The organism is Pseudomonas sp. RGB (assembly GCF_007713445.1).
GTDB lineage: Bacteria > Pseudomonadota > Gammaproteobacteria > Pseudomonadales > Pseudomonadaceae > Aquipseudomonas.
The window spans coordinates 553,592-573,483 of the sequence record NZ_VMSH01000003.1 but is presented as its reverse complement, the minus strand read 5'-3'; the positions used below and the strand labels follow the sequence as shown (position 1 = coordinate 573,483).

Sequence of the window (19,892 nt, the reverse complement as noted above, 5' to 3'; positions counted from 1 at the left end):
CACAGGGAAATGGGGAAAGGTTTAGTGGGGTGGGTAGTTGGAGAGGATTTTGCTGACGGTGGTGCGGATGGCGTTGTTGCGATCCTGTGGATTTGGACTGCTGGCCATCATCTGCTCGTCACTGCCGCGCCACACCAGCTTGCCGTCCTTGCCGTCCAGCAAGTCGATCTGGATGGTTGCGACTTTGTAGGTGATGCTGCGCGTTTCGTTGTACATCGGCGCGCCCCAATAGCCATTCCATGGGCCACCCCAGGCGCCGCCGTAATTGGTGGTGACTTGCTGCTGGCGGTCTTCGACGATCAGGTAAGCCTGCACGTTCAGGTCGGCCTTGGTGCCGGCTGCGGCGGGACGCAGGCCGCGTTGGTCAAGTTGTTCGCCGACGGCCTGGCGGATGCGCTGCTCGGTGAGGTCGCTCTTGATCCGCGGATCATCCGGGCGATATTGCAGCGCCGGGTCTTTCCAGGCCCAGTTGCGGTAGGCGCCGAAGTCGCGGCTGGCGTCAAAGTCGTGGTTGACCTGGTTGGACTGGCAACCGCCCAGCAACACGACAACAGCAAGTGCAGCAATGCGACGAAACATGGTTTATCTCCAAAAGACGCTTCAGCCTGAAATGAGAATAGCTGCTAACTGGGTGGATAGGCGCTCATTGCCTTCTGCATCGCTTCACGCAAGGCATCGGCCCGTTGGCTCAGGCTGCCCTGGCTGGCGGTTTCGGCGCTGGTGCTCCACACCGGCTGGCGAGTGCGGGCATCGAACAGGCTGATGCGCGCCACGGCGACCGTCACTTCATAAGTGCGCACCACCGGCACGGTGTTGTACATGCCGTAGCCATTGCCATAACGGTTATAGCCGCCGTAACCGTAGCCATAGTCGTCCTGGACCTGGCGCAGGCGTTTTTCCAGGCGTACATCGGCGCTCACCAACAGGTCGGGCGCACGGTTGTCATGCAAGGGGCGCAGGCCACGCTGGTCGAGGGCGCCGCTGACCGCCTCGGCAATCTGCGCCGAGTCGGCCCAGGCCGTGCCCGCCGGCAGTTGGCCGTTGAGCCAGCCCCAGCTGCGGTAGGCGCCGTAGTCGCGCACCGGGGCCGGGTAGGCGCTGGCATCAAAGGTGTTGGCCGCCTGGGCCGGCGCCGGCGGCATCGGCGCCGAAGCGGCCACGTAGGGATTAGGGCTGGAGCAGGCGCTCAAGCCCACCGACAACAGGATCAAACACAGACGACGCATTTCGACCTCCGCAGACTGGGCCGCTTAAACCGGACGGCACATCCAGTGCAAATAACGCCCAAGTCCGGCAAAGCTTGGGTGACGACGGTGAGCGAGTTCCATCTCCAACAAATCCTGTAAATCGGCGCGGGCCTGGAATTCCACCGGCATATAGTCGTGGAACACCCGCACGCCACTTTGGCTTTCGACCTGCCAGAGCCCCTCGAGTTGCGCCGCCAACTCACGTGGGTCGAGCGGCTGTTGCGGGGTGAGGCTCTGCTTCTCGCCGGCCATGTCGTTCTTGCGCATTTTGCGAAAGTGACCTTTGAGCAGGTTGCGGTAAATCAGCGCATCGCGGTTATAGAACGCCAGCGACAGCCAGCCGCCCGGCACGGTGAGCTGGTGCAGCACCGGCAGGATCGCATGGGGTTCGGCCAGCCATTCCAGCACGGCGTGGCACAGCACCAGGTCGTAAGGTTGGGTGAGTTGGCCGAGCAGTTCCTGCCAGGGCGCGTGGATAAAGGTTGCGCTCTGGCCGGCGTCGGCAAAGCGTTGGCGTGCGCCTTCGAGCATCGGCTCGGCGGGCTCGGCCAAGGTCACTTGGTGGCCGCGCTCGGCCAGCCACAGCGACATGTGCCCAAGGCCCGCGCCGATATCCAGCACACGCAATGGACGGTCCGGCAGGGCTTCGATCAGGTCGGCCTGGAGCACCGCCAGGCGAATCGCGCCTTTGGCACCGCCGTAGATTTTCTCAGCAAAGCGCGTGGCCAGTTGGTCGAAATGACGATCACTCATGGGCAAACCGCCGTTCGCTGTCGGCCAGTTTGGCGCGCACCACCTCGTTCATGTCCAGGCCCAACTCGCTGCACAGCAACAGCAGGTACAGCACGATATCGCCGACTTCCTGCCCGGCGTGGGCGAGTGTGTCGGCGGGTAGCTGGCGCGATTGGTCTTCGCTCAGCCATTGGAAGATTTCCACCAGCTCGGCCATTTCCACACTGGCGGCCATGGCCAGGTTTTTCGGGCTGTGGAACTGCTTCCAGTCGTTGTTATCGCGGATACGGTGCAGGCGTTCGGTGAGGTGTTCGAGGTTCATGCGGGGGCTCCTGAAGGTGTATAGCTTCGGGGGGATCAGGGATGAAGGCAAGTGAATCCCGGTGGTGTGCTTGAGGGCGGCATCGCAGGCAAGCCAGCGCCTGCATTTGATAGGTGTTCGCGGGCATGTTGTGGCGAGCGGCTTGTTGTGGCGAGCGGGCTTGCCCCGCGTTGGGGCGCGAAGCGGCCCTGAAATCTGACAACGCGATACATTTCTGGGGCTGCTGCGCAGCCCAACGCGGGGCAAGCCCGCTCGCCACAATGGATTGGGTTGGGGTTGGGTGGGGTGGGTTGGGATGGCTAATCGACGACGCTGAATTCGAGGCGGGCGGTTTGGCCGGCTTCGTCGAGGACGCTGAGCTGGTAGCGGCCCAGTTGTTCGAAGCTGGCGTTGATGCTGTCCTGGTTGGCGCTGTCGCCCAGTGGCGCGCCGTTGAGGAACCACCAGCGCCGGCCACTGCCGCCCAGGGCAGAGATTTTCAAGTGCAGGGCCTGCTGGCTGACGGCGGGCAGGCGCAGTTGGTCGCCTTCGCGTACGCCGACGATGGACAGCGGCGAAGAAGCGGCCAGCGCTGGCGGTGGGCAGTCCGGGTCGGCAGCCGGGATGCGCGCCTCGCGGCGCTCCACCCTAGGCAGCCAAGGCTCCAGCGGTGCCGGCCACAAGGCGATATTTTTTGACACTGCGCCAGGGCAATGCGCGTCCACCCGCAAGCCTTTGGCATTGACCCACACGCTTTCCATCAATCCCATGCTCAACGGCTGGTCCAACGCCTGCAAGGTCGGCGGCGTAGTGTTGTCCAGCGTCCAGGCAAAGCGCTGGCGGCGGCAATTGGGGTCGCTGCGGCTCATGGGCTGGCCCAGCGGCCAACAGATCGCGGCCACGCCAACATTGGCAGGCACCGGCTTGGCGGGCGCGCTGATCCCGCGCTGGCTGTCGCGGTTGGTCAGCACGTCATGTACCTGCAACATCAACGGCGCCGCCGAGGCCAGCCCAAACTGCCCAGGTACGGGCGTGCCGTCAGGTCGGCCGATCCACACGCCGATCAGGTAGCGCGGCCCCACACCCAACGCCCAGGCATCGCGAAAGCCATAGCTGGTGCCGGTTTTCCAGGCCAGCACCGGGCGCTGCACCAGCTCGGCACGCGGGTCTCGGTCGGGTCGCGCCTGGCCGCTGAGGATGCGCCGCACAATCCAGGCGGACCCTGGCGACAATAAAGGCCGTTCTTTAAGCGTATCGTCCGGCTGTAATCGGATAGCAGCACTCCTGCCGTCGCGGGCAAAGGCGCTGTAACCGCTGACCAAGTCTTCCAGGCGGCTGCCCGCCCCGCCCAGAATCAGCGCCAGGTTCGGTTCGGCCAACGCCGGCAATGCCAGCGGCACGCCGCCGATGCGCATCTGCGCAGCAAACCGTTTCGGCCCATAGGCCTCCAGCAACTGCACCGCCGGCAAATTCAATGAACTGGACAGCGCCGTACTCGCCGGCACTGCACCGCTGAAACCCATGGAGAAGTTGCCTGGCCGGTAATCGCCATAGCGCCGGGGCACGTCCTGCAGCAGCGATTCGGAGTGGATCAACCCCTCGTCCAGTGCCATGCCATACAGAAAGGGTTTCAAGGTGGAGCCGGGCGAGCGCAGCGCGCTGATCATGTCCACATGGCCAAAGCGCTTGGCGTCATTGATATCCACCGAACCGAGGTAAGCGCGCACGGCCATGGTTTCTTCTTCCACCACCAGAATGGCGGCGGAGGTGTGTTCCGGCAGCCGCGCGCGCCAACCCAGCAGCAGGTCTTCGAGGCGGCGTTGCAGCGTGGCGTCCAGGGTGGTGCGGATCAGCGGCGGGCTGTCCGGACGGTTGAGGCGGCGGGCCAGCAACGGCGCGAGGCTGGGTTCGAGCCGAGGGGCGAGCAGCAGCGGCTCTTCGAGGGCTTCATCAACGGCCGATTGCGGCCATACCTGGAATTCGGCAAGGCGGCGCAGCACTTTGTCGCGGGCCTGCTGGGCACGTTGCGGGTGGCGATCCGGGCGCAGACGGCTCGGCGCCTGAGGCAATACGGCGAGCAACGCGGCTTCAGCATGGGTCAGCTGCGCCGGGGACTTGCCCAAATACGCCCAACTGGCCGCCGCCACGCCCTGCAACGTACCGCCGAAGGGCGCGCGGTTCAGGTACAGATTGAGGATCTCGTCCTTGGACAAATGCCATTCCAACTGCGCAGTGCGCCACAGCTGACGCAGCTTGCCGTGCAAAGTGCGCGAGTGCGGGTCGAGCAGCCTCGCCACCTGCATCGACAAGGTGCTGCCGCCCGACACCACCCGCGCGCCGGTCAGGTTCTGCCACGTCGCCCGCACCAGCGCCAGCGGGTTCACGCCGGGGTGCTCGTAAAACCAGCGATCTTCGTAGGTAAGCAGCGCGTCCAGGTAATACGGCGACACCTCACGGGTTTGCACCGGATACCGCCACACGCCATTGGCATCGGCAAAGCGCCACAACGGCGTGCCATCCTCGGCCAGAACCACCCGCGCCAAATCATCCTTGGGCAGCGGCAACGGCCAAATACGATCCGCCAGCCACAAGAGGGCAATGACTGCCAACACACATCCAAATGCCCAGCCCAGTAAATGTGGGAGCGGGCTTGCTCGCGAAAGCGATTTGTCAGTCAACTCACTCACAACGGCCCCACCCCGCCCACAACAAATCGCAAATTCAACCGCGCAAACCTCTATGCTTCACGGAACTAGCCGCGACCCTTCGCGACCAAAGGCCCAGTGCTGGCAATTTCGTCCACTTATTCATCGAGACACACCTATGCAAGCAGACTTTTTCGGATGGTTGGGTAACACGATTGGCCTGATCATCCACTACATCGTCGAATTCTTCAGTGGGCTGTTCAATATGCTCACCCATGCCGGTGGCGACTTCGTCAATGGCATGTCCCGCGCACTGGGCATGGACACCTCGATCATCAGCATCATCACCCTGATCATCGGCCTGCTCTTCCTGTATTCGGCCGTTCGCGCCTTCATGCGCGCCTCGATCATCCTGGGCGTCATCTGGCTAATGCTCGGCCTCTGGCTACTCAGCTGGGTTGTGCACTAAACCCCAAGCCCCCCCAATCCCCTGTGGGAGCTGGCTTGCCTGCGATAGCGATCTATCAGCCACCAAACGTGCCGGCTGACCCACCGCCATCGCAGGCAAGCCAGCCCCCACATTTGAACCCCATTCCTACCGCCAGGTATCAGCGCCCCTTGATCACCAAATCCGCCGGCGTCTCCCCCACCGCCTGCCAGTTCGGCCGATACATCGACTCCACCTGCGGCGGCGGCACGCGATAAGTCCCCGGCGTCACCGCCCGCGCCAGGTACAACAAGTGCGTGGTGGCGCCATAACCCTCCAGGTTCATCGCCGCCACATAGCGATCATCGCGGAACTCCTGGTGCTTGAGCGACGCGTTCTGCATCGACTCGCGCCACTCCTTCACCTGGCTGCTGGCGTTTTCCAGGCTGGCTGCACTTTGTGCCAGGTTCTGGTTTTCCAGCTCCAGCCCAGCCGGCAACAGGTCAACCACCAACGCGTCCGGCACCCGCTGCTTGGCGCTGACCGCTACATGCACCAGCACCAGGTCGCCACTGTTGACGTTATGCAGGTTCAACGGCTGGCCATTCATGCCCAGGTATTCGCGACGGATACTCAGGTTGTCGCCGCCCGGTGCCGGTGGCACTTGGGGGTAACCGGAGATCGTCAGTTGCTGGTAAACCGGCGCCTCGCCCTGATTGCTCAGGGTCAGGTCGCTGGACAGCTGCTTGCCATCCAGCGCCAGCGTCGACTGTTGGTTGTTCAACGTTTGCACACCGCCACTGCCGGTCAGCGACACCTGCCAGTTCGACTCCGGCTGTGAGAACCCGAGGCGCCCGGCCAGGAACAGTGAATTACGTTCCTGGGTCGAGAGATAAGGGCTGGCGGCCAATTGGTCCGAGAGCGTAAACAAACGCTCCTCGCGCTTGCCCTTGGCCAAGTCGTTTTCTTCAAGCAATGCCAGGATCATTGCCTGGTCACGCAGCGGGCTGCCATAGTCGGCCAGCCACTCGTTGGCATTGCGTTGCGCCGCCAGGCCGGCAAGCAAGGCTTGATCGGCACGTGGCTGGTCGCCCATTTTTTGCAGGGCAATGGACAACTGCACCAACGGCAACCCGGAGCGCGCCTCGCTGCGGCGCTCGAAGATACTGCGCAACGCGCCCAACGGCGCTTGCTGACTGCGTGCCAGCACCATGCCGGCGTAGGCCTGCACGGCAAAGCGGGTGTGGTCGGCGTTGTCGCTGTAATCCACTTCGATCAGGTTGCGTTCCTGCACATAACGCAGCAGGCGCTCGCTGGCTTTCTTCAGCGCTTCAGGCGGCACGGCAAAGCCCTGGTCGCGGGCGCGCAGCAGGAAGTCGGTGACGTAAGCAGTCAGCCAATATTCCTCTTCGCCGTCGGCGCCCCACAAACCAAAGCTGCCGTTGTAGCGCTGCATGCCCAGCAGGCGCTCGATGCCGAGCTCGATCTTGCGTTTGCGTTCGCTGTCCGACTCGCCCTTGATGCCCAGGCGCTTGAGCAGGGCAGCGTCGGCATACAGCGACGGATACAGGCCGCTGGCCGTCTGCTCCAGGCAGCCATAGGGGTACGCCTTGAGCGCACTGATCTGCGCGCCGAGGTTCAGCGGCGGCCGGCTCGACAGGCTCAGCAGCGCTTCGCGCCCCGAGGTATCGAACTGATCCAGACTGCCGACCGGCAAGCTCCACGGCTGATCCTTGAGCACCGCGCGGTAATGCTTGAGCAGCGCCGGGTAGGCCGGGCGCACACCCAGGGTCCACTCGCGGCTGAACGGCGGCAGGTTTTCCCCCGGCAGGTCCAGGCCGTTTACCGTGACCTTGACCTTGCCCTGCCCTAACCCGCCCCAGGCTTTGACCGGGATGCGCAAGGTGGTGCGCTGGCCTTGCTTGAGTTCAACAGACTGCGCGCCGCTGTTGACCAACTCCAGCTGGCCTTCGGTGCTCAATTGCACATCGAGTTTCTGCGCGCTGCCCGACAGGTTGGACAGGTCCAGCGCTAACGTGGTCTGGTCACCACCGGCGAGAAAGCGCGGCGCCGACAGTTCGGCAATCAGCGGCGCGGCAATCACCGTCTTGCCTTCGGCCATGCCATACCGATCATCGCTCCAGGCTTGGGCCATCAGGCGCAATTCGCCATTGAAGTCGGGGATATTGACGCTGACTTCGCCCTCGCCCTGTTCATTCAAGGTCACGGGCGCGCTCTGCAACGCCACAATGGTCACGCTGGTGTCCGGGCGTTTGCCGCCCTTGGCCAGCGCCGCATCACCACCGAACGCCAGGCTGGCCAAACGACCCTGACCGGCCTCGATCAACTGGCCGTAGATGTCGAACTGGTCCACGCCATAAGCCTTGCGACCAAACAGGCTGGAGTACGGGTCCGGTGTCGGGTATTCGGTGATATTGAGGATGCCCACGTCCACGGCCGCCAGCAGCACATGCACCTGTTTGGGCACGCTGCCGTCGGCGTTTCTGGCGGCGATCTTCACCGTCAGCGGTTGTTTGGGGCGCATTTTTTCCGGCGCGGTAAGGGTCAGGCCGAGTTTGCGCTGGGTGCGATCCAATGGCAGGTGCAGCAAACCCACGGCTCGTTTAGGCGTGATATTGGCTTTGCGCTCACCCGGACGAATCACCAGCGCGCTGACGTACAGGTCATGGCGCGACCATTTCGGGTCAAGCTTCACGGCGAAGCTTTTGCCTTCGGCCGGCACATCGATTTCCTGCCACCACAGCGGCCCTTCACTGGATTCCACCAGCAGGTAGCCTTTACCGGCTGCCGGTGGCGTGACGGTGACATTGGCGGTATCGCCATCGCCATACGCCGGTTTATCCAGCGCCAATTTGACTTGGTCCGGGCGCACGGCGCCGCCTTCGGTGTTGTCCTGGGCCTGGTAGCCGGCCCAAAAACGCAGGCTGCTGACCAGCCCGGTTTGCGGGTCTTCGACCTCGACACGGTACGGGCCCCACTCGACCTGGAAGCTGACTTTGGCGGTGTCGCCCGCCTTGATGTTCAGGGTCTGTTCGTCGAGGTTGAGGAATTTCTCGTTGAAGTGGTAACTCCAGCCGTCGCTCTCCGAGTAGTTCCAGTAGTAGTCGCGGCGCTCACGCACCAGGCGCACCTTGAGGTTTTGCGCGGCGAGTTTCTGCCCGTCCTGGTTGGCCAGCAGCACTTCGAATTCTGCTGGGCCATCGCCGTTGGTTTCCTTGCCGTCGAACAAGCCACGCAGCCCCGGCAGTTGCTCGGCCGGCCAGATCGGCTGCACCAGACGCCGAGTGATCGGGCGCCCACCTGACTCTTGAAGGCTGGCCTGCACGATTAATTGCAGGGGTGATTTGGCCTCGGCCCATTTGCTTTCCAGCGACAGGTCTTCCTGACCCTTGGCGTCGAGCACGCTTTCGTCCAGCTCGAAATCCTGACTCAGTTCTTCTTCGGTGACCGAGCCGAACTGGTAGCCCGGCAGCGATTTGACCGCCTCGCGCAACGGGCGCACATACACTTGCCCGCTGACGCGGTTGCCCGATGCCGGTGCGCCGTAGAGGTAGCGACCATTGACGTGAATCACCGGGTTATCCGCCGGGCTCAAGGCTGTGTCACTGCCCTTGAGTTCCAGCGCCAGGCGCTCGGGCAAGAAGTCCTCGACGAGAAACTCATACAGCTGCGGCTTGCCGTCGCCGAGGTCGAACACCAGTTGCCAGCGCCCGGTCGGCGCTTCACCGGCCAATTGCAGCTGGTACTGATAGAGGCCCGACGCATCGGCATCCCACACGAACTTGCGGCTGACCTGCTCATCCGGCCGGCGCACCTCCACGCTCACCGGTTGCGGCTTGACGGCATTGCCATCCTTGTCGCGCAACAAGGCGTTGAGCAGCACGGTTTCACCGGGGCGATACAGGTCACGTGGGCCGAACACAAAAAACTGCAGCGGGTGCGCCGGCTGGCCGCCGATATCGAACTCGGCCAGGTCCAGCGCGGCGCTGTCCAGGCGCAGCAGGCTGGTTTGTTCGCCAAGCTTGGCCAGCAACACCTGGGCTTTTTTCGGCAACGGCAACTCGGCATGGCCACCCTTTTCGGTCTTGCCCTGGCCCAGCACGCGGCCTTCGGCATCCAGCACTTCGAGGTCCACGCCCTCCAGCGCCTTGCCGCCTTCGAGCGCTTGGGTAAACACATCCAGGCGATTGGCATAGCGGTGCACCGACAGGCCGATATCACTCAACGTGAACAGCGTGGCCGGTTGCGAATAGTTGTAGGTGCCCGAGGCGCGCATCACCGCCAGGTACACGCCCGGCTGTTGCAACTGCTTGAGGCCGGCGATCGGCAGCAACAGGGTTTCGCGCGTATTGCGCGCCGGGTTCAGGTCGAAGCGGCCGCCGTAGACCAGGTCGGCCATCGGTAGCAGTTCGCGGGACTCGTAACTTTGCAGGCTGGTATTGCGCCCCCACTGCGCCAGGAACGACGGCAGGGATTCGGGTTTGATGCGGAAGAATTCGACGTCGATCTTGTCGACATTCAGCGCTATCACCGGCAGGCCTTCAGCCAGACGGGTCGGCAGCAAGGTGCCGCGGCTGGCGAAGCCGACCGTGGCTTGCAGGTCACGGGTTTCCAGGCGTGCGCTGTACTCGGCAGCGAGCTTGTTGTCGTTGACCGCCTTCACGCCAGCGTCAACCGTCAGCACCAGTTTGCGCTGCGGCTCCAAGTGACGCAGGCGCAACTCCATCAGGTTATCGGACAGCTCCCAGGCGCCATCGACCTTGCCGGACTTGCTGTCCACCAAGTGGACTTTGTCGGCGAATTTCTGCTCGGGGTCCAACGGGATGGAAAAGCTCACCGACAGCGTGCTGGCCCCGTCCAATTGGACTTCGGACACGTCCACCACGCTCAACTCACGGCCGGCATAGCGCTGTTTCAGCACTGCCACATCCACCGCCGCTTTCGCCGGTTTGGGTGCAACCGTCGCCGCCGCAGGAGCGGTCGGGGCAGCCGGTTTATCGGAGGAATCGCAGGCGCTCAGCAGGGCCAGCGCGCAGGCCAGGAACAGTCCTTTGTTAAGCATGGGGCACTCGTCGTGAGAGGGGTCCGAGGGGTGAACTATATATCAGCCTGCGAGAGGCCGATGAGGTGCTGGTCACATTGACCGACGGAGGGTGCTTTGGTTCTTGATCCTCGCTTATCCCAGCCAAATCCCACAGCTACTGGAGATCAAAATGTGGGAGCTGGCTTGCCTGCGATAGCGGTGTGTCAGCCAGCACTATTTTGACTGACAGTCCGCCATCGCTGGCAAGCCAGCTCCCACATTGGTTCTATGGTGCGGCTGGGGGCCAGTTACAATGCCGTTCCCCCAAAGGAGCCTCCATGACTTCCCTGCTCACCGACTGGCGCCACCGCCCCACCCACCGTCGCGTCTGGGCGCTGGCCGCGCCGATGATCCTGTCAAATATTTCGGTGCCGCTGGTGGCCCTGGTCGACAGCATGGTCATCGGCCACCTGCCCCACGCCCACCAGTTGGGCGCCGTGGCCGTCGGTGCCAGCCTGTACACCTTCCTCGCCTGGGCCATGGGTTTTTTGCGCATGGGCTCCACCGGGTTCGCCGCCCAAGCCGCCGGGCGCAATGACGGCGCGGCGCTGCGGCAAATCCTGCTGCAAGGCCTGCTGCTGGCACTGGGGTTGGCGATGTTGCTGGGCACCGTCGGCATTCCGCTGAGCCACCTGGCGTTGGAGTGGATGCAACCCTCTCCCGAACTCAATCAGCTGACCCGCGAGTTTTTCCACACGCGCCTGTTCGGCCTGCCCGCCGCCCTGGCCAGCTACGCCTTGGTCGGCTGGTTCCTGGGCACGCAAAACGCCCGCGCGCCGCTGGCGATTCTGTTGACCACCAACCTGGTCAACATCGCCTTGAACCTGTGGTTCGTCCTGGGTCTGGAGTGGGGCGTGGTCGGCTCCGCACGTGCCTCGGTCATCGCCGAATGGACCGGCGCCCTGCTCGGCCTGGCCCTGACGCAAAACGCCTTGCGCGCCTACCCCGGGCATATCGCTTGGGCCGCGCTCAAAGTCTGGCAAAGCTGGCGCCCGTTGCTGGCGGTGAACCGCGACATTTTCATCCGCAGCCTCGCCCTGCAATCGGTGTTTTTCATGATCACGGTGCAAGGCGCACGATTGGGCGACGCCACCGTGGCAGCCAACGCGCTGCTGCTCAATGGCCTGCTGCTGACGGCGCATGCCCTGGACGGTCTGGCCCACGCGGTCGAAGCCCTGTGCGGGCATGCCATCGGCGCCCATGATCGGCGGGCGCTGCGCCGTTCGCTGGTGGTTGCCTGCGGCTGGTCACTGATCGCCAGTGTCGGGTTCGCGCTGCTGTTCACCTTTGCCGGCCATCTGTTTATCGCCATGCAAACCGACATCCCCAGCGTGCGCGAAACCGCCGACATTTACCTGCCGTATCTGGCGGTGCTGCCGTTGATTGCGGTGTGGAGCTACTTGCTCGACGGCCTGTTTATCGGCGCCACCCGCGCGCGGGAAATGCGCAACGGCATGCTGCTCACCGTGGCGATGCTGCTGCCCTTCGCCTGGGCACTGCAGCCTTACGGCAACCACGGCCTGTGGCTTACCTTCCTGCTGTTCATGGCCCTGCGCAGCCTTACTTTGTGGGCGATTGCCTGGCGCTTGAATCGGCAGAATCAGTGGCTTGGATAAAGGCCGTGACGCGGTCAAGTACCGGCGCCAGCCAGCGTAAGGGCCGAGCGATAGACGCCACCAGTGTCGCGTGGCTGGTCTTGGTGAAGTAAAACGCTTCAACCGGTACATCCGCTGCGCGCAGTTTTTTCGCCAACCCACCGGTATTGCGCGTGGGGTTGACCAGCGTGTCGCTCACCGACGCGATCAACAGACTCGGCGGCGCAGCGTGGCTGACATGGTTGATCGGCTGGGAATCCGGCGGCGAGTCAGGAAAGAAAAACACCGGCTTCACGTCAGGGTTTTCAATCAGCAGGAAGTCATACGGCCCGGCCAGGCCGATCCAGCCCTTCAGCATTGTGGGCGACAGGTTCACTTCTTTAAGCCAGCGTGGATCCAGCGCCAGCATCGACGCGTTGTAGGCGCCGGAGCTGTGCCCCATCAGGTACAGCTGCCTGGGGTCGGCGCCGTAGTCGGCGATGTGTTGATAAGTCCAGGCGACGGCCTGGGCGTTGTCCTGCAAAAACGAGGGGTAGCGCACTTGCGGGTAGAGCCGGTAGTCGGCGATCACCACCACGATGCCGCGCGAAGCCAGGGCTTCGCCGACAAAACCGTAGTCATCCTTGGCGCCGCTGTTCCAGCTGCCACCGTAGAAAAACACCACGACCGGGGTATTGGGCAATGCCTTGATCGGACGGTAGACATCGAGTGTTTGGCGCGGGTCATCGCCGTAGGCAATGGAGGAGGTTTTGGTGAACGTGTCGGAAGGCGTGAGTGCGTTGAGCACTTTGATCGGCGAGCAGGCCGCCAGAAAGGCGGCGAATGCCAGGGTGAAGGCTTGCAGCCATTTGCTCGACATCGTTCAGACCCCACACGGAAGGCACTGCCAAATGAAGATCCAAATGTGGGAGCGAGCTTGCTCGCGAAAGCGGTAGGTCAGTAACACATGTGTGACTGATGTACCGCCTTCGCGAGCAAGCCCGCTCCCACATTAGATTGCTATCAGCTTAGATCACGACGACAGGTACGAAGAACGCGTCAAACCAAGACGCAACGCGTCGAGGAATTGCGTACGCTCCGACGCACTGATCTTCGCGCTCGCGCACTTGTCACGGTAGTGCGTCATCAACTCTTCCGGCGACAGGTGCACATAGCGCAGCATGTCTTCGATGGTGTCGTGGGTCTCGATCCCGGCGCTGTACACCGAACCGTCCTCACGCTGGTAGATGTTCACCGAGTCGGTGTCGCCGAACAGGTTGTGCATGTCGCCCAGGATTTCCTGGTAAGCGCCCACCAGGAAAATGCCCAGCAAGTAGTCTTCACCTTCGTTCAAGGCGTGCACCGGCAGGCTGGTTTCGATGCTCTGCTCGTCGACGTATTGCTTGATCTTGCCGTCGGAGTCGCAGGTCAGGTCTTGCAGCACGGCGCGGCGCAGAGGCTCTTCGTCGAGACGGTGCAGCGGCAGAATCGGCAGGACCTGGCCAATCGCCCAGGTGTCCGGCAGACTCTGGAATACCGAGAAGTTGCAGATGTACTTGTCGGCGAGCTTGTCGTTGAGTTCGTCGAGCACTTGGCGGTGCGAACGCTGGCGGGCTTTCAAGGAGTTGTGCAGGCGACGGCACACGGCGAAGTAGCACTGTTCGGCCAGGGCTTTTTCGGCCAGGGTCAGTTTGCCGTCGGCGTACTGGGTGGCCACGTCGCTCATGTAGTGCGTAGCGCGCCAGTAAGTTTCGGTGACCATCTCAATGTCGGTCGGGCCCAGCAGGTCCACCAGCCACTGCACGGTTTCCGGCAGGTTTTCCTTGTTCTCGATCAGCGGGATTTCGTCGTTGTGTTTCTCAACGTCAGTGACCTGCACCACCAGCATGGCGTGGTGCGCGGTCAGGGAACGGCCGCTTTCGGAGAAGATATGCGGGTGCGGCAGGCTCTGCGCGTCGCAGAATTCCTTGAGCATGCCCACGACCACGCCGGCGTAGTCGTCCATGTCGTAGTTGATCGAGCTGGCGTTACGCGAGTGGGTACCGTCGTAGTCCACGCCCAGGCCGCCGCCGACGTCGATGTGGTCCACCGGCAAGCCGAGGTTGCGCAGTTCGCCGTAGTAACGAATGGCTTCCTTGAACCCGTGCTGGTAGTCGGCCAGGTTGGCGATCTGCGAACCCATGTGAAAGTGCAGCAGGCGGATGCCCTGATCCAGGCCGGCAGCGCGGAAGCGCTCGACCACCGACAGCAGTTGCGCCGCCGACAAACCGAACTTGGACTTCTCACCACCGGTGTCTGCCCATTTGCTCGACGCCAGGGACGACAACCGCACGCGCAGGCCAACCTGTGGCTTGACCTTGAGGTTGGCCGCCTCTTCGATCACCAGCGCCACTTCGGATTCTTTCTCGATCACGATGAACACGTTGTGGCCCAGCTTCTGGCCCATCAGCGCGAGGCGGATGAACTCACGGTCTTTGTAACCGTTGCAGACGATGGTGCCGCCTTTCGGTGCCAGGGCCAGCACGGCCAACAGCTCAGGCTTGGAGCCGGCTTCCAGGCCGATGGACACGTTCTGGGTGGCGATGATGTTCTCGATCACCGCTTCCTGCTGGTTCACCTTGATCGGGTACAGCGCGGTGTACTTGCTCTGGTATTCCAGGCGCTCGATGTTCGCGTCGAACGCCCCGGTCAGCTGGCGCACGCGGTCTTGCAGGATGTCGGGGAAGCGCACCAGCAGCGGCAAGGACAGGCCGCTTTTGCGCAGCTCGTCAACTTGTTCGTACAGATCGACAGGCGTGCTGTTCGGGCCGTTCGGACGGACTTCAACGCGACCGGCTTCATTGATCGCGAAATACCCGGCCCCCCAATGGCGAATCCCGTAAACACTGCGGCTGTCCGCAACTGTCCATTGGCTGCCATCGTCTTTGCGTGTGCGTCGTACGGACATCGAAGTCCCCTATATAAAGTCGAAGATCACCACACCCTTCTTGTAAGGCTGGCGAAGTCTAAAGAATGAAAATGACGATTTGCCTGTAAGGAAGGTAGACCCCACTCGCAGGACAGAGTTTAGACACCGGTCAGGAACAGGCTCTGTGAAAACCATGGAGACGACAGTTCGCGTTCAGCAAACCGGCGATCGGGGTGGGTTTCACAGAGGCTGCTAGCCGCCGGACTTCTTCGCCTTGTAACCCAGCTTGATCAGCTCGGCCAACAGCAACTCGACGTGATCGCCCTGGATCTCGATAACGCCGTCTTTCAACGCGCCACCGGTGCCACAGCGCTTTTTCAGCGTGGTAGCCAGTTCCTTCAGGGCATCTTCGGCCAGCGGCACGCCGGTGATGGTGGTCACCGTCTTGCCGCCACGGCCTTTGCTCTCGCGTCGCACGCGCGCAATACCGTCGCCTTCAGGGATCAGGGTCTGTTTGCAGGTGCACGAATCCACGGGCTGACGACAGTCCGGGCAGTGTCGACCTGCGTCGGTGGAAAATACCAGGCCACCAAGGGCGGCGAAGGATGCGGCTTTTTTGGCCACCGGCAATCCTCTTGGGAGGACAAAGACTGATCGGCGCTCCCCAGGAGCATTACCGACCGCGAAGCCCCACTCAGGCAGGGGCAGCGCTACCGAACCGTAAAGGTGGTTCGGGTGAAAAGTCGCGCAGTGTAACGGCAAAAAGCCGACTTGCTAAGAGCCAAATAGCGCCAATTTATGCAACTTTAGCGACGCAAGGCCAGATAGCGCCGCAAGCCCTCTTGAGCGTCCGGGCAGTAAGGCTTTTGCTCGGCTTCCTGCAGGACAATTTCAATGGGCAAAAACCGCGCTTCCATCACCTCTTCCGGCTGCAGGCGCAACGGGCCATCCCAGACAGCGGAGTAGGATTTGCACCACAGCCGGCTGTCGCCATCCTCAAAGTAGAAATGGTCATGCTCGACCAGCTCCACGCCCGCAACGCCAAGCTCTTCTTCCAGCTCACGGGCCGCCGAATCGGCGTAGCTCTCGCCGGCCGCCACCATGCCGCCCGCCGCGGTGTCCCAAAAACCCGGGTACATGGCTTTGCTCAGGGTGCGCCGATGCACACACAACTCACCGGCAGCATTGAACAGGAAGATAAAGGTGCAACGGCCGATCAGGCCACGTTGGCGCAGGTCGGATCGCACCAGGGTACCGAGCAGGTTGTCCTGCTCGTCGACCCAGTCGATCAGTTCAGCGTCGGAGGCCGCGCGATGCGCGGCCTCCTTTTGAGAAGCGTCCATCATCACCCCTGGTTGAGGAGCTGACGCAAATCTATAACTGCAGCGTTTGCCCGGGAAATATAGTTGGCCATGACCAGCGAGTGGTTGGCGAGGACGCCAAAGCCACTGCCGTTCAGAATCATAGGACTCCACACCGGCTCCTGCGAGGCCTCCAGCTCACGAATGATCTGGCGCACGCTGACGGTGGCGTTTTTCTTGGCCAGCACGTCGGCAAAGTCCACTTCAATGGCGCGCAGCAAGTGGGACAAGGCCCAGGCCTGGCCGCGGGCCTCGTAGAACACGTTGTCGATTTGCATCCATGGGGTTTCCACCACTTCTTCGTCGACCTGCGGCACTTCACCCGGCGCCAGCGCCTCGGTTTTCAGTGCGGTGTTCAGTTTCACCCGGCCAACGCTGGCCGACAGGCGTTGCGACAGCGAACCCAAGCGGGTCGCGACATCGCCCAGCCAGTTGTTCAGGTTGTCGGCACGCGCATAGAACAGCGCGCCGCGCTGGTTCGGGTCCGACAGGCGCGCTTCATAGCGGCTCAGGGAGTTGATGCCTTCCTGGTACTCCGACTCGCTGGAGGGCAGCACCCAGCTTTTGTTATCGAAGTTGAAACGCGGCTCGGCCTTGGCCAAGTCAGCGTCTTCGGCCGACTGCGACTGGGAGCGGGCGAAGTCTTTACGCAGGGCACGGGTCAGGTCACGCACTTGCACCAGCACGCCATATTCCCAGCTCGGCATGTTGTCCATCCACAGGCCCGGCGGGAAACGGTCGTTGGAAATGTAGCCACCGGGCTTGTTCAGCAAGGTGCCGACCACGGTCTTGAGGGTTTCGACGGTGGTGTAGCCCACCACCATCTGCTTGCCTTCCTTCTCGGCGGCAAGCTGGGCATTTTGCTGGACCGGGAACAGCGCCGGCTCTTCGCTCCAGTACCAACCCAGGGCGCCGGTCACCAACAGGTACAAACCCAGCACGCTGAGCAGGGCTTTGCTCATCAGCAGGTTGCGAAAGTAACTACGGTTGGCCGACTTGGGCTCAGGGGCGGGGCCTTTGGCACTGCCTGCGCGGTTTTTCCAGTCCAGCATGGCGATATCCTTTCAATCACTTGAGTTCATGCACGTCATTTGTCCGGGTGCGTTCAAACACTCCGACCACAACCCTACCCCATCGTGCCCATCGGCGCGGGGCTTTTAACCGAAAGTGGCGCGCAAGGGATGTTCGACTATAAATGAAGCACGCTTTTTACGCAGCGCGACCATCAGGTCAAAAACTGAATGGCCCAGACCGCTACTTAATTGACGCAAGACACTCATGTGAGAGAAAAGAGGTGCTAGCATAGAGCCATCAGTCGACCTCTGCATGCACCCTAACTAGTAGTCAGGATATGACCGAGCCAGAAGACCCCAGCCGTGAGCGTCTCAAGCACCATTTTGCCCAGCGGGTAATTCATCAGGCACGTCAAATTCTTGAGATCTGGCAACGCCTGCAACGCAGCGAATGGTCGAACACCGATTTATCCGAACTCAGCGAAGCCAACCTGCGCCTGCTGCGCTTTGCCGAGCGTTTCGAGCAGCCGGAACACGGCCAGCTGGCGCGGCACATTGGCGAGTCCCTCAAGGCGGTGGATGAAAATCGCGGCCGCCTGAGCAGCCAGGTGATCACCGAACTCAACCGCCTGATGCAGCGCCTGTCCCGCACCGGCCTGCGCCAGGGCGACCAGCTGGAACAAACCTTCCTGCCCCCCATGCGCAAGCCGATCTACGTGATGCTGGCCGATCACGACCGCGCCGAGCGCCTGGCCAAGCAGCTTGAATTCTTTGGCATGAGCGCCCAGTCGCTGGACAGCGTGGCAGCCTTTCGCGCGTCGCTGGCCGAGCGCCTGCCGTCGGCCATCGTGATGGATGTGGATTTCTGCGGTGCCGGCCTGGGCCTCAAGCTCGCCGCCGAAGCCCAGGAAGGCCTGGAGCAAAAGCTGCCGCTGCTGTTTTTCAGCCTGCACGAAACCGACACCCCGACGCGCCTGGCCGCCGTGCGCGCCGGCGGCCAGGAATTTCTCACTGGCACGCTTGAGGCCTCAAGCCTTTTGGAAAAGATCGAGGTGCTGACCTGCGTCGCGCAGTACGAGCCCTATAAGGTGCTGATCATCGACGACTCACGCGCTCAGGCGCTGCACACCGAGCGCCTGCTCAACAGCGCCGGCATCGTCACGCGCACCTTGATCGAGCCGATCCAGGCGATGGCCGAACTGGCGGACTTCCAGCCGGATTTGATCATCCTCGACATGTACATGCCCGCCTGTACCGGTACCGAACTGGCCAAGGTGATCCGCCACAATGACCGTTACGTCAGCGTGCCGATCATCTACCTGTCGGCCGAAGACGACCTGGACAAGCAACTGGACGCCATGAGCGAAGGCGGCGACGACTTCCTCACCAAGCCGATCAAGCCGCGCCACCTGATCACCACCGTGCGCAACCGCGCTGCCCGCGCGCGCAACCTCAAGGCACGAATGGTGCGTGACAGCCTGACCGGGCTGTACAACCACACCCATATTCTGCAACTGCTCGAAGACTGCAGCTTCCGCGCGCGCCGCGAGAACAAGCCGCTGAGCTTTGCCATGCTCGACATTGACCACTTCAAGCGGGTCAACGACAGCCACGGCCACCCGATGGGCGACCGCGTGATCAAGAGCCTGGCGCTGTTTCTCAAGCAGCGCTTGCGCAAGACCGACTACATCGGCCGCTACGGCGGTGAAGAATTTGCCATCGTGATGCCCGACACCGACCTGGAATCGGCCCGCAAAGTGCTGGATGAAATCCGTGGGCGGTTTGCCGAAATTCACTACCCGGCCCAGCCGCAGGATTTGTGGTGCACCTTCAGCGCCGGGCTGGTGGAGCTGTGCGACGGTTCCGACAGCTTGATGATGGCCGCTCAGGCAGACGAGGCGCTGTACCGCGCCAAGGACACCGGACGCAACCGCGTACACGCTGCGCGCACATCAAAGCAAAGTGCCATCTTTTCACCGGAATCCACCGATTCCGTCATAACTCTGTAATGGAAACGCAATAACTTCAGGCACTTATCTTTTGCTGTCGGTTGAAACCACGCATGCGCCTGAAGCTGCTGACCAATTTGAATACCCTTCTGCTGGTGGCCGTGTGCCTGGCCCTTGGCGCGACGCTATGGTGGTCGCAACGGGCACTGGAACAGCCTTATTTGCTGATGGAGCGCTACCTTGGCCTGTCGCAGACATTTCAGAATCAGGCCGCGCGCAATATCGACGACTACCTGGCCAGCGGCGACGCGTTGCGTTTGAGCAGTGCCGGCCAGAGCCTGGAAAACCTCCTGCAGCACCTCGACGAACTGCCGGCGGACCTGGCGCAGAACCTGCGCCCCAGCCTGGTCGAGCTGGACACCTTCAGCAAAACCGACCTGCTGGCTGCCGGCAAACTGGCCGGCGACCCGCAAGCCCTGCTGCTGCAAGCCGAACGTGAGCTGGGCGCGAACCTGGAGCAATTGAGCCAGTACGCCACGGGCGTCACTTCACCCGTCACTTCACCCGACGCTGCACGCTACTTGCCGCCGCTTATGGCCGCGTCCCAACACCTGGGCAAACTGTCTCTGGC

Annotated in this window: 14 protein-coding genes; 3 read left to right on the top strand and 11 right to left on the bottom strand. The window is 62.5% G+C overall.

The genetic code is table 11. From position 1 onward, the window contains the following. Positions 1 to 21: 21 nt before the first annotated feature. From FPT15_RS09590 to pbpC, 5 genes are all read right to left on the bottom strand, one after another. On the bottom strand, positions 22 to 579 hold the full coding sequence (locus FPT15_RS09590) for a DUF4136 domain-containing protein (protein ID WP_145160321.1): 558 nt from the start codon (positions 577 to 579) through the stop codon (positions 22 to 24). 44 nt (positions 580 to 623) lie between these two features. Beyond that, positions 624 to 1,226 carry a DUF4136 domain-containing protein gene (locus tag FPT15_RS09585; protein WP_106577710.1) on the bottom strand — a complete coding sequence of 201 codons (603 nt, stop codon included), beginning with the start codon at positions 1,224 to 1,226 and terminating at the stop codon, positions 624 to 626. Between the two features lie 24 nt (positions 1,227 to 1,250). Next, positions 1,251 to 2,000: a methyltransferase gene (locus FPT15_RS09580; protein WP_145160319.1), complete on the bottom strand. Its 750-nt coding sequence runs from the start codon at positions 1,998 to 2,000 to the stop codon at positions 1,251 to 1,253. Continuing rightward, on the bottom strand, positions 1,993 to 2,301 hold the full coding sequence (locus tag FPT15_RS09575; protein ID WP_119737788.1) for a MazG-like family protein: 309 nt from the start codon (positions 2,299 to 2,301) through the stop codon (positions 1,993 to 1,995). The genes FPT15_RS09580 and FPT15_RS09575 overlap by 8 nt, the downstream gene beginning before the upstream one ends. Positions 2,302 to 2,600: 299 nt before the next feature. Then, positions 2,601 to 4,913, bottom strand: a complete 2,313-nt coding sequence (gene pbpC / locus FPT15_RS09570; RefSeq protein WP_256676406.1) for a peptidoglycan glycosyltransferase PbpC — start codon at positions 4,911 to 4,913, stop codon at positions 2,601 to 2,603. A gap of 190 nt (positions 4,914 to 5,103) precedes the next feature. Here pbpC and FPT15_RS09565 point away from each other — a divergent pair, with 190 nt between their 5' ends. Next, positions 5,104 to 5,394 carry a hypothetical protein gene (locus FPT15_RS09565; RefSeq protein WP_145160315.1) on the top strand — a complete coding sequence of 97 codons (291 nt, stop codon included), beginning with the start codon at positions 5,104 to 5,106 and terminating at the stop codon, positions 5,392 to 5,394. Positions 5,395 to 5,533: 139 nt separating this feature from the next. Here the strand turns inward: FPT15_RS09565 and FPT15_RS09560 are convergent, their stop codons facing one another. Then, entirely contained in the window at positions 5,534 to 10,435 is a 4,902-nt protein-coding gene (locus FPT15_RS09560; RefSeq protein ID WP_145160313.1) for an alpha-2-macroglobulin, read from the bottom strand. Between the two features lie 299 nt (positions 10,436 to 10,734). Here FPT15_RS09560 and FPT15_RS09555 point away from each other — a divergent pair, with 299 nt between their 5' ends. After that, positions 10,735 to 12,072 carry an MATE family efflux transporter gene (locus tag FPT15_RS09555; protein WP_145160311.1) on the top strand — a complete coding sequence of 446 codons (1,338 nt, stop codon included), beginning with the start codon at positions 10,735 to 10,737 and terminating at the stop codon, positions 12,070 to 12,072. Here the strand turns inward: FPT15_RS09555 and FPT15_RS09550 are convergent. From FPT15_RS09550 to FPT15_RS09530, 5 genes are all read right to left on the bottom strand, one after another. After that, positions 12,017 to 12,910 (bottom strand): alpha/beta hydrolase, encoded by an 894-nt coding sequence (locus tag FPT15_RS09550; protein WP_145160309.1) that lies wholly within the window; start codon positions 12,908 to 12,910, stop codon positions 12,017 to 12,019. The genes FPT15_RS09555 and FPT15_RS09550 overlap by 56 nt on opposite strands. Before the next feature lie 153 nt (positions 12,911 to 13,063). After that, complete coding sequence (speA, locus tag FPT15_RS09545) at positions 13,064 to 14,977, bottom strand: arginine decarboxylase (protein ID WP_145160307.1); 1,914 nt, start codon at positions 14,975 to 14,977, stop codon at positions 13,064 to 13,066. Positions 14,978 to 15,190: 213 nt separating this feature from the next. After that, a complete protein-coding gene (locus FPT15_RS09540) occupies positions 15,191 to 15,562 on the bottom strand; it encodes a translation initiation factor Sui1 (RefSeq protein ID WP_005784408.1) in 372 nt (123 codons plus the stop codon). A 182-nt stretch (positions 15,563 to 15,744) separates the two neighbouring features. Beyond that, positions 15,745 to 16,281 (bottom strand): NUDIX hydrolase, encoded by a 537-nt coding sequence (locus tag FPT15_RS09535; RefSeq protein WP_145160305.1) that lies wholly within the window; start codon positions 16,279 to 16,281, stop codon positions 15,745 to 15,747. Positions 16,282 to 16,283: 2 nt separating this feature from the next. Next, positions 16,284 to 17,351, bottom strand: coding sequence for a DUF2333 family protein (locus tag FPT15_RS09530; protein ID WP_145160303.1), 1,068 nt, complete (start codon positions 17,349 to 17,351; stop codon positions 16,284 to 16,286). Between the two features lie 299 nt (positions 17,352 to 17,650). Here FPT15_RS09530 and FPT15_RS09525 point away from each other — a divergent pair, with 299 nt between their 5' ends. Then, positions 17,651 to 19,321, top strand: a complete 1,671-nt coding sequence (locus FPT15_RS09525) for a PleD family two-component system response regulator (protein WP_145160301.1) — start codon at positions 17,651 to 17,653, stop codon at positions 19,319 to 19,321. The last annotated feature ends 571 nt before the right edge of the window (positions 19,322 to 19,892 follow it).

What these genes read in the sequence shown, in the direction of transcription:
- FPT15_RS09590 (WP_145160321.1), bottom strand. Translation starts at nt 579, where the DNA reads ATGTTTCGTCGCATTGCTGCACTTGCTGTTGTCGTGTTGCTGGGCGGT.
- FPT15_RS09585 (WP_106577710.1), bottom strand. Translation starts at nt 1,226, where the DNA reads ATGCGTCGTCTGTGTTTGATCCTGTTGTCGGTGGGCTTGAGCGCCTGC.
- FPT15_RS09580 (WP_145160319.1), bottom strand. Translation starts at nt 2,000, where the DNA reads ATGAGTGATCGTCATTTCGACCAACTGGCCACGCGCTTTGCTGAGAAA.
- FPT15_RS09575 (WP_119737788.1), bottom strand. Translation starts at nt 2,301, where the DNA reads ATGAACCTCGAACACCTCACCGAACGCCTGCACCGTATCCGCGATAAC.
- FPT15_RS09565 (WP_145160315.1), top strand. Translation starts at nt 5,104, where the DNA reads ATGCAAGCAGACTTTTTCGGATGGTTGGGTAACACGATTGGCCTGATC.
- FPT15_RS09560 (WP_145160313.1), bottom strand. Translation starts at nt 10,435, where the DNA reads ATGCTTAACAAAGGACTGTTCCTGGCCTGCGCGCTGGCCCTGCTGAGC.
- FPT15_RS09555 (WP_145160311.1), top strand. Translation starts at nt 10,735, where the DNA reads ATGACTTCCCTGCTCACCGACTGGCGCCACCGCCCCACCCACCGTCGC.
- FPT15_RS09550 (WP_145160309.1), bottom strand. Translation starts at nt 12,910, where the DNA reads ATGTCGAGCAAATGGCTGCAAGCCTTCACCCTGGCATTCGCCGCCTTT.
- speA (WP_145160307.1), bottom strand. Translation starts at nt 14,977, where the DNA reads ATGTCCGTACGACGCACACGCAAAGACGATGGCAGCCAATGGACAGTT.
- FPT15_RS09535 (WP_145160305.1), bottom strand. Translation starts at nt 16,281, where the DNA reads ATGGACGCTTCTCAAAAGGAGGCCGCGCATCGCGCGGCCTCCGACGCT.
- FPT15_RS09530 (WP_145160303.1), bottom strand. Translation starts at nt 17,351, where the DNA reads ATGCTGGACTGGAAAAACCGCGCAGGCAGTGCCAAAGGCCCCGCCCCT.
- FPT15_RS09525 (WP_145160301.1), top strand. Translation starts at nt 17,651, where the DNA reads ATGACCGAGCCAGAAGACCCCAGCCGTGAGCGTCTCAAGCACCATTTT.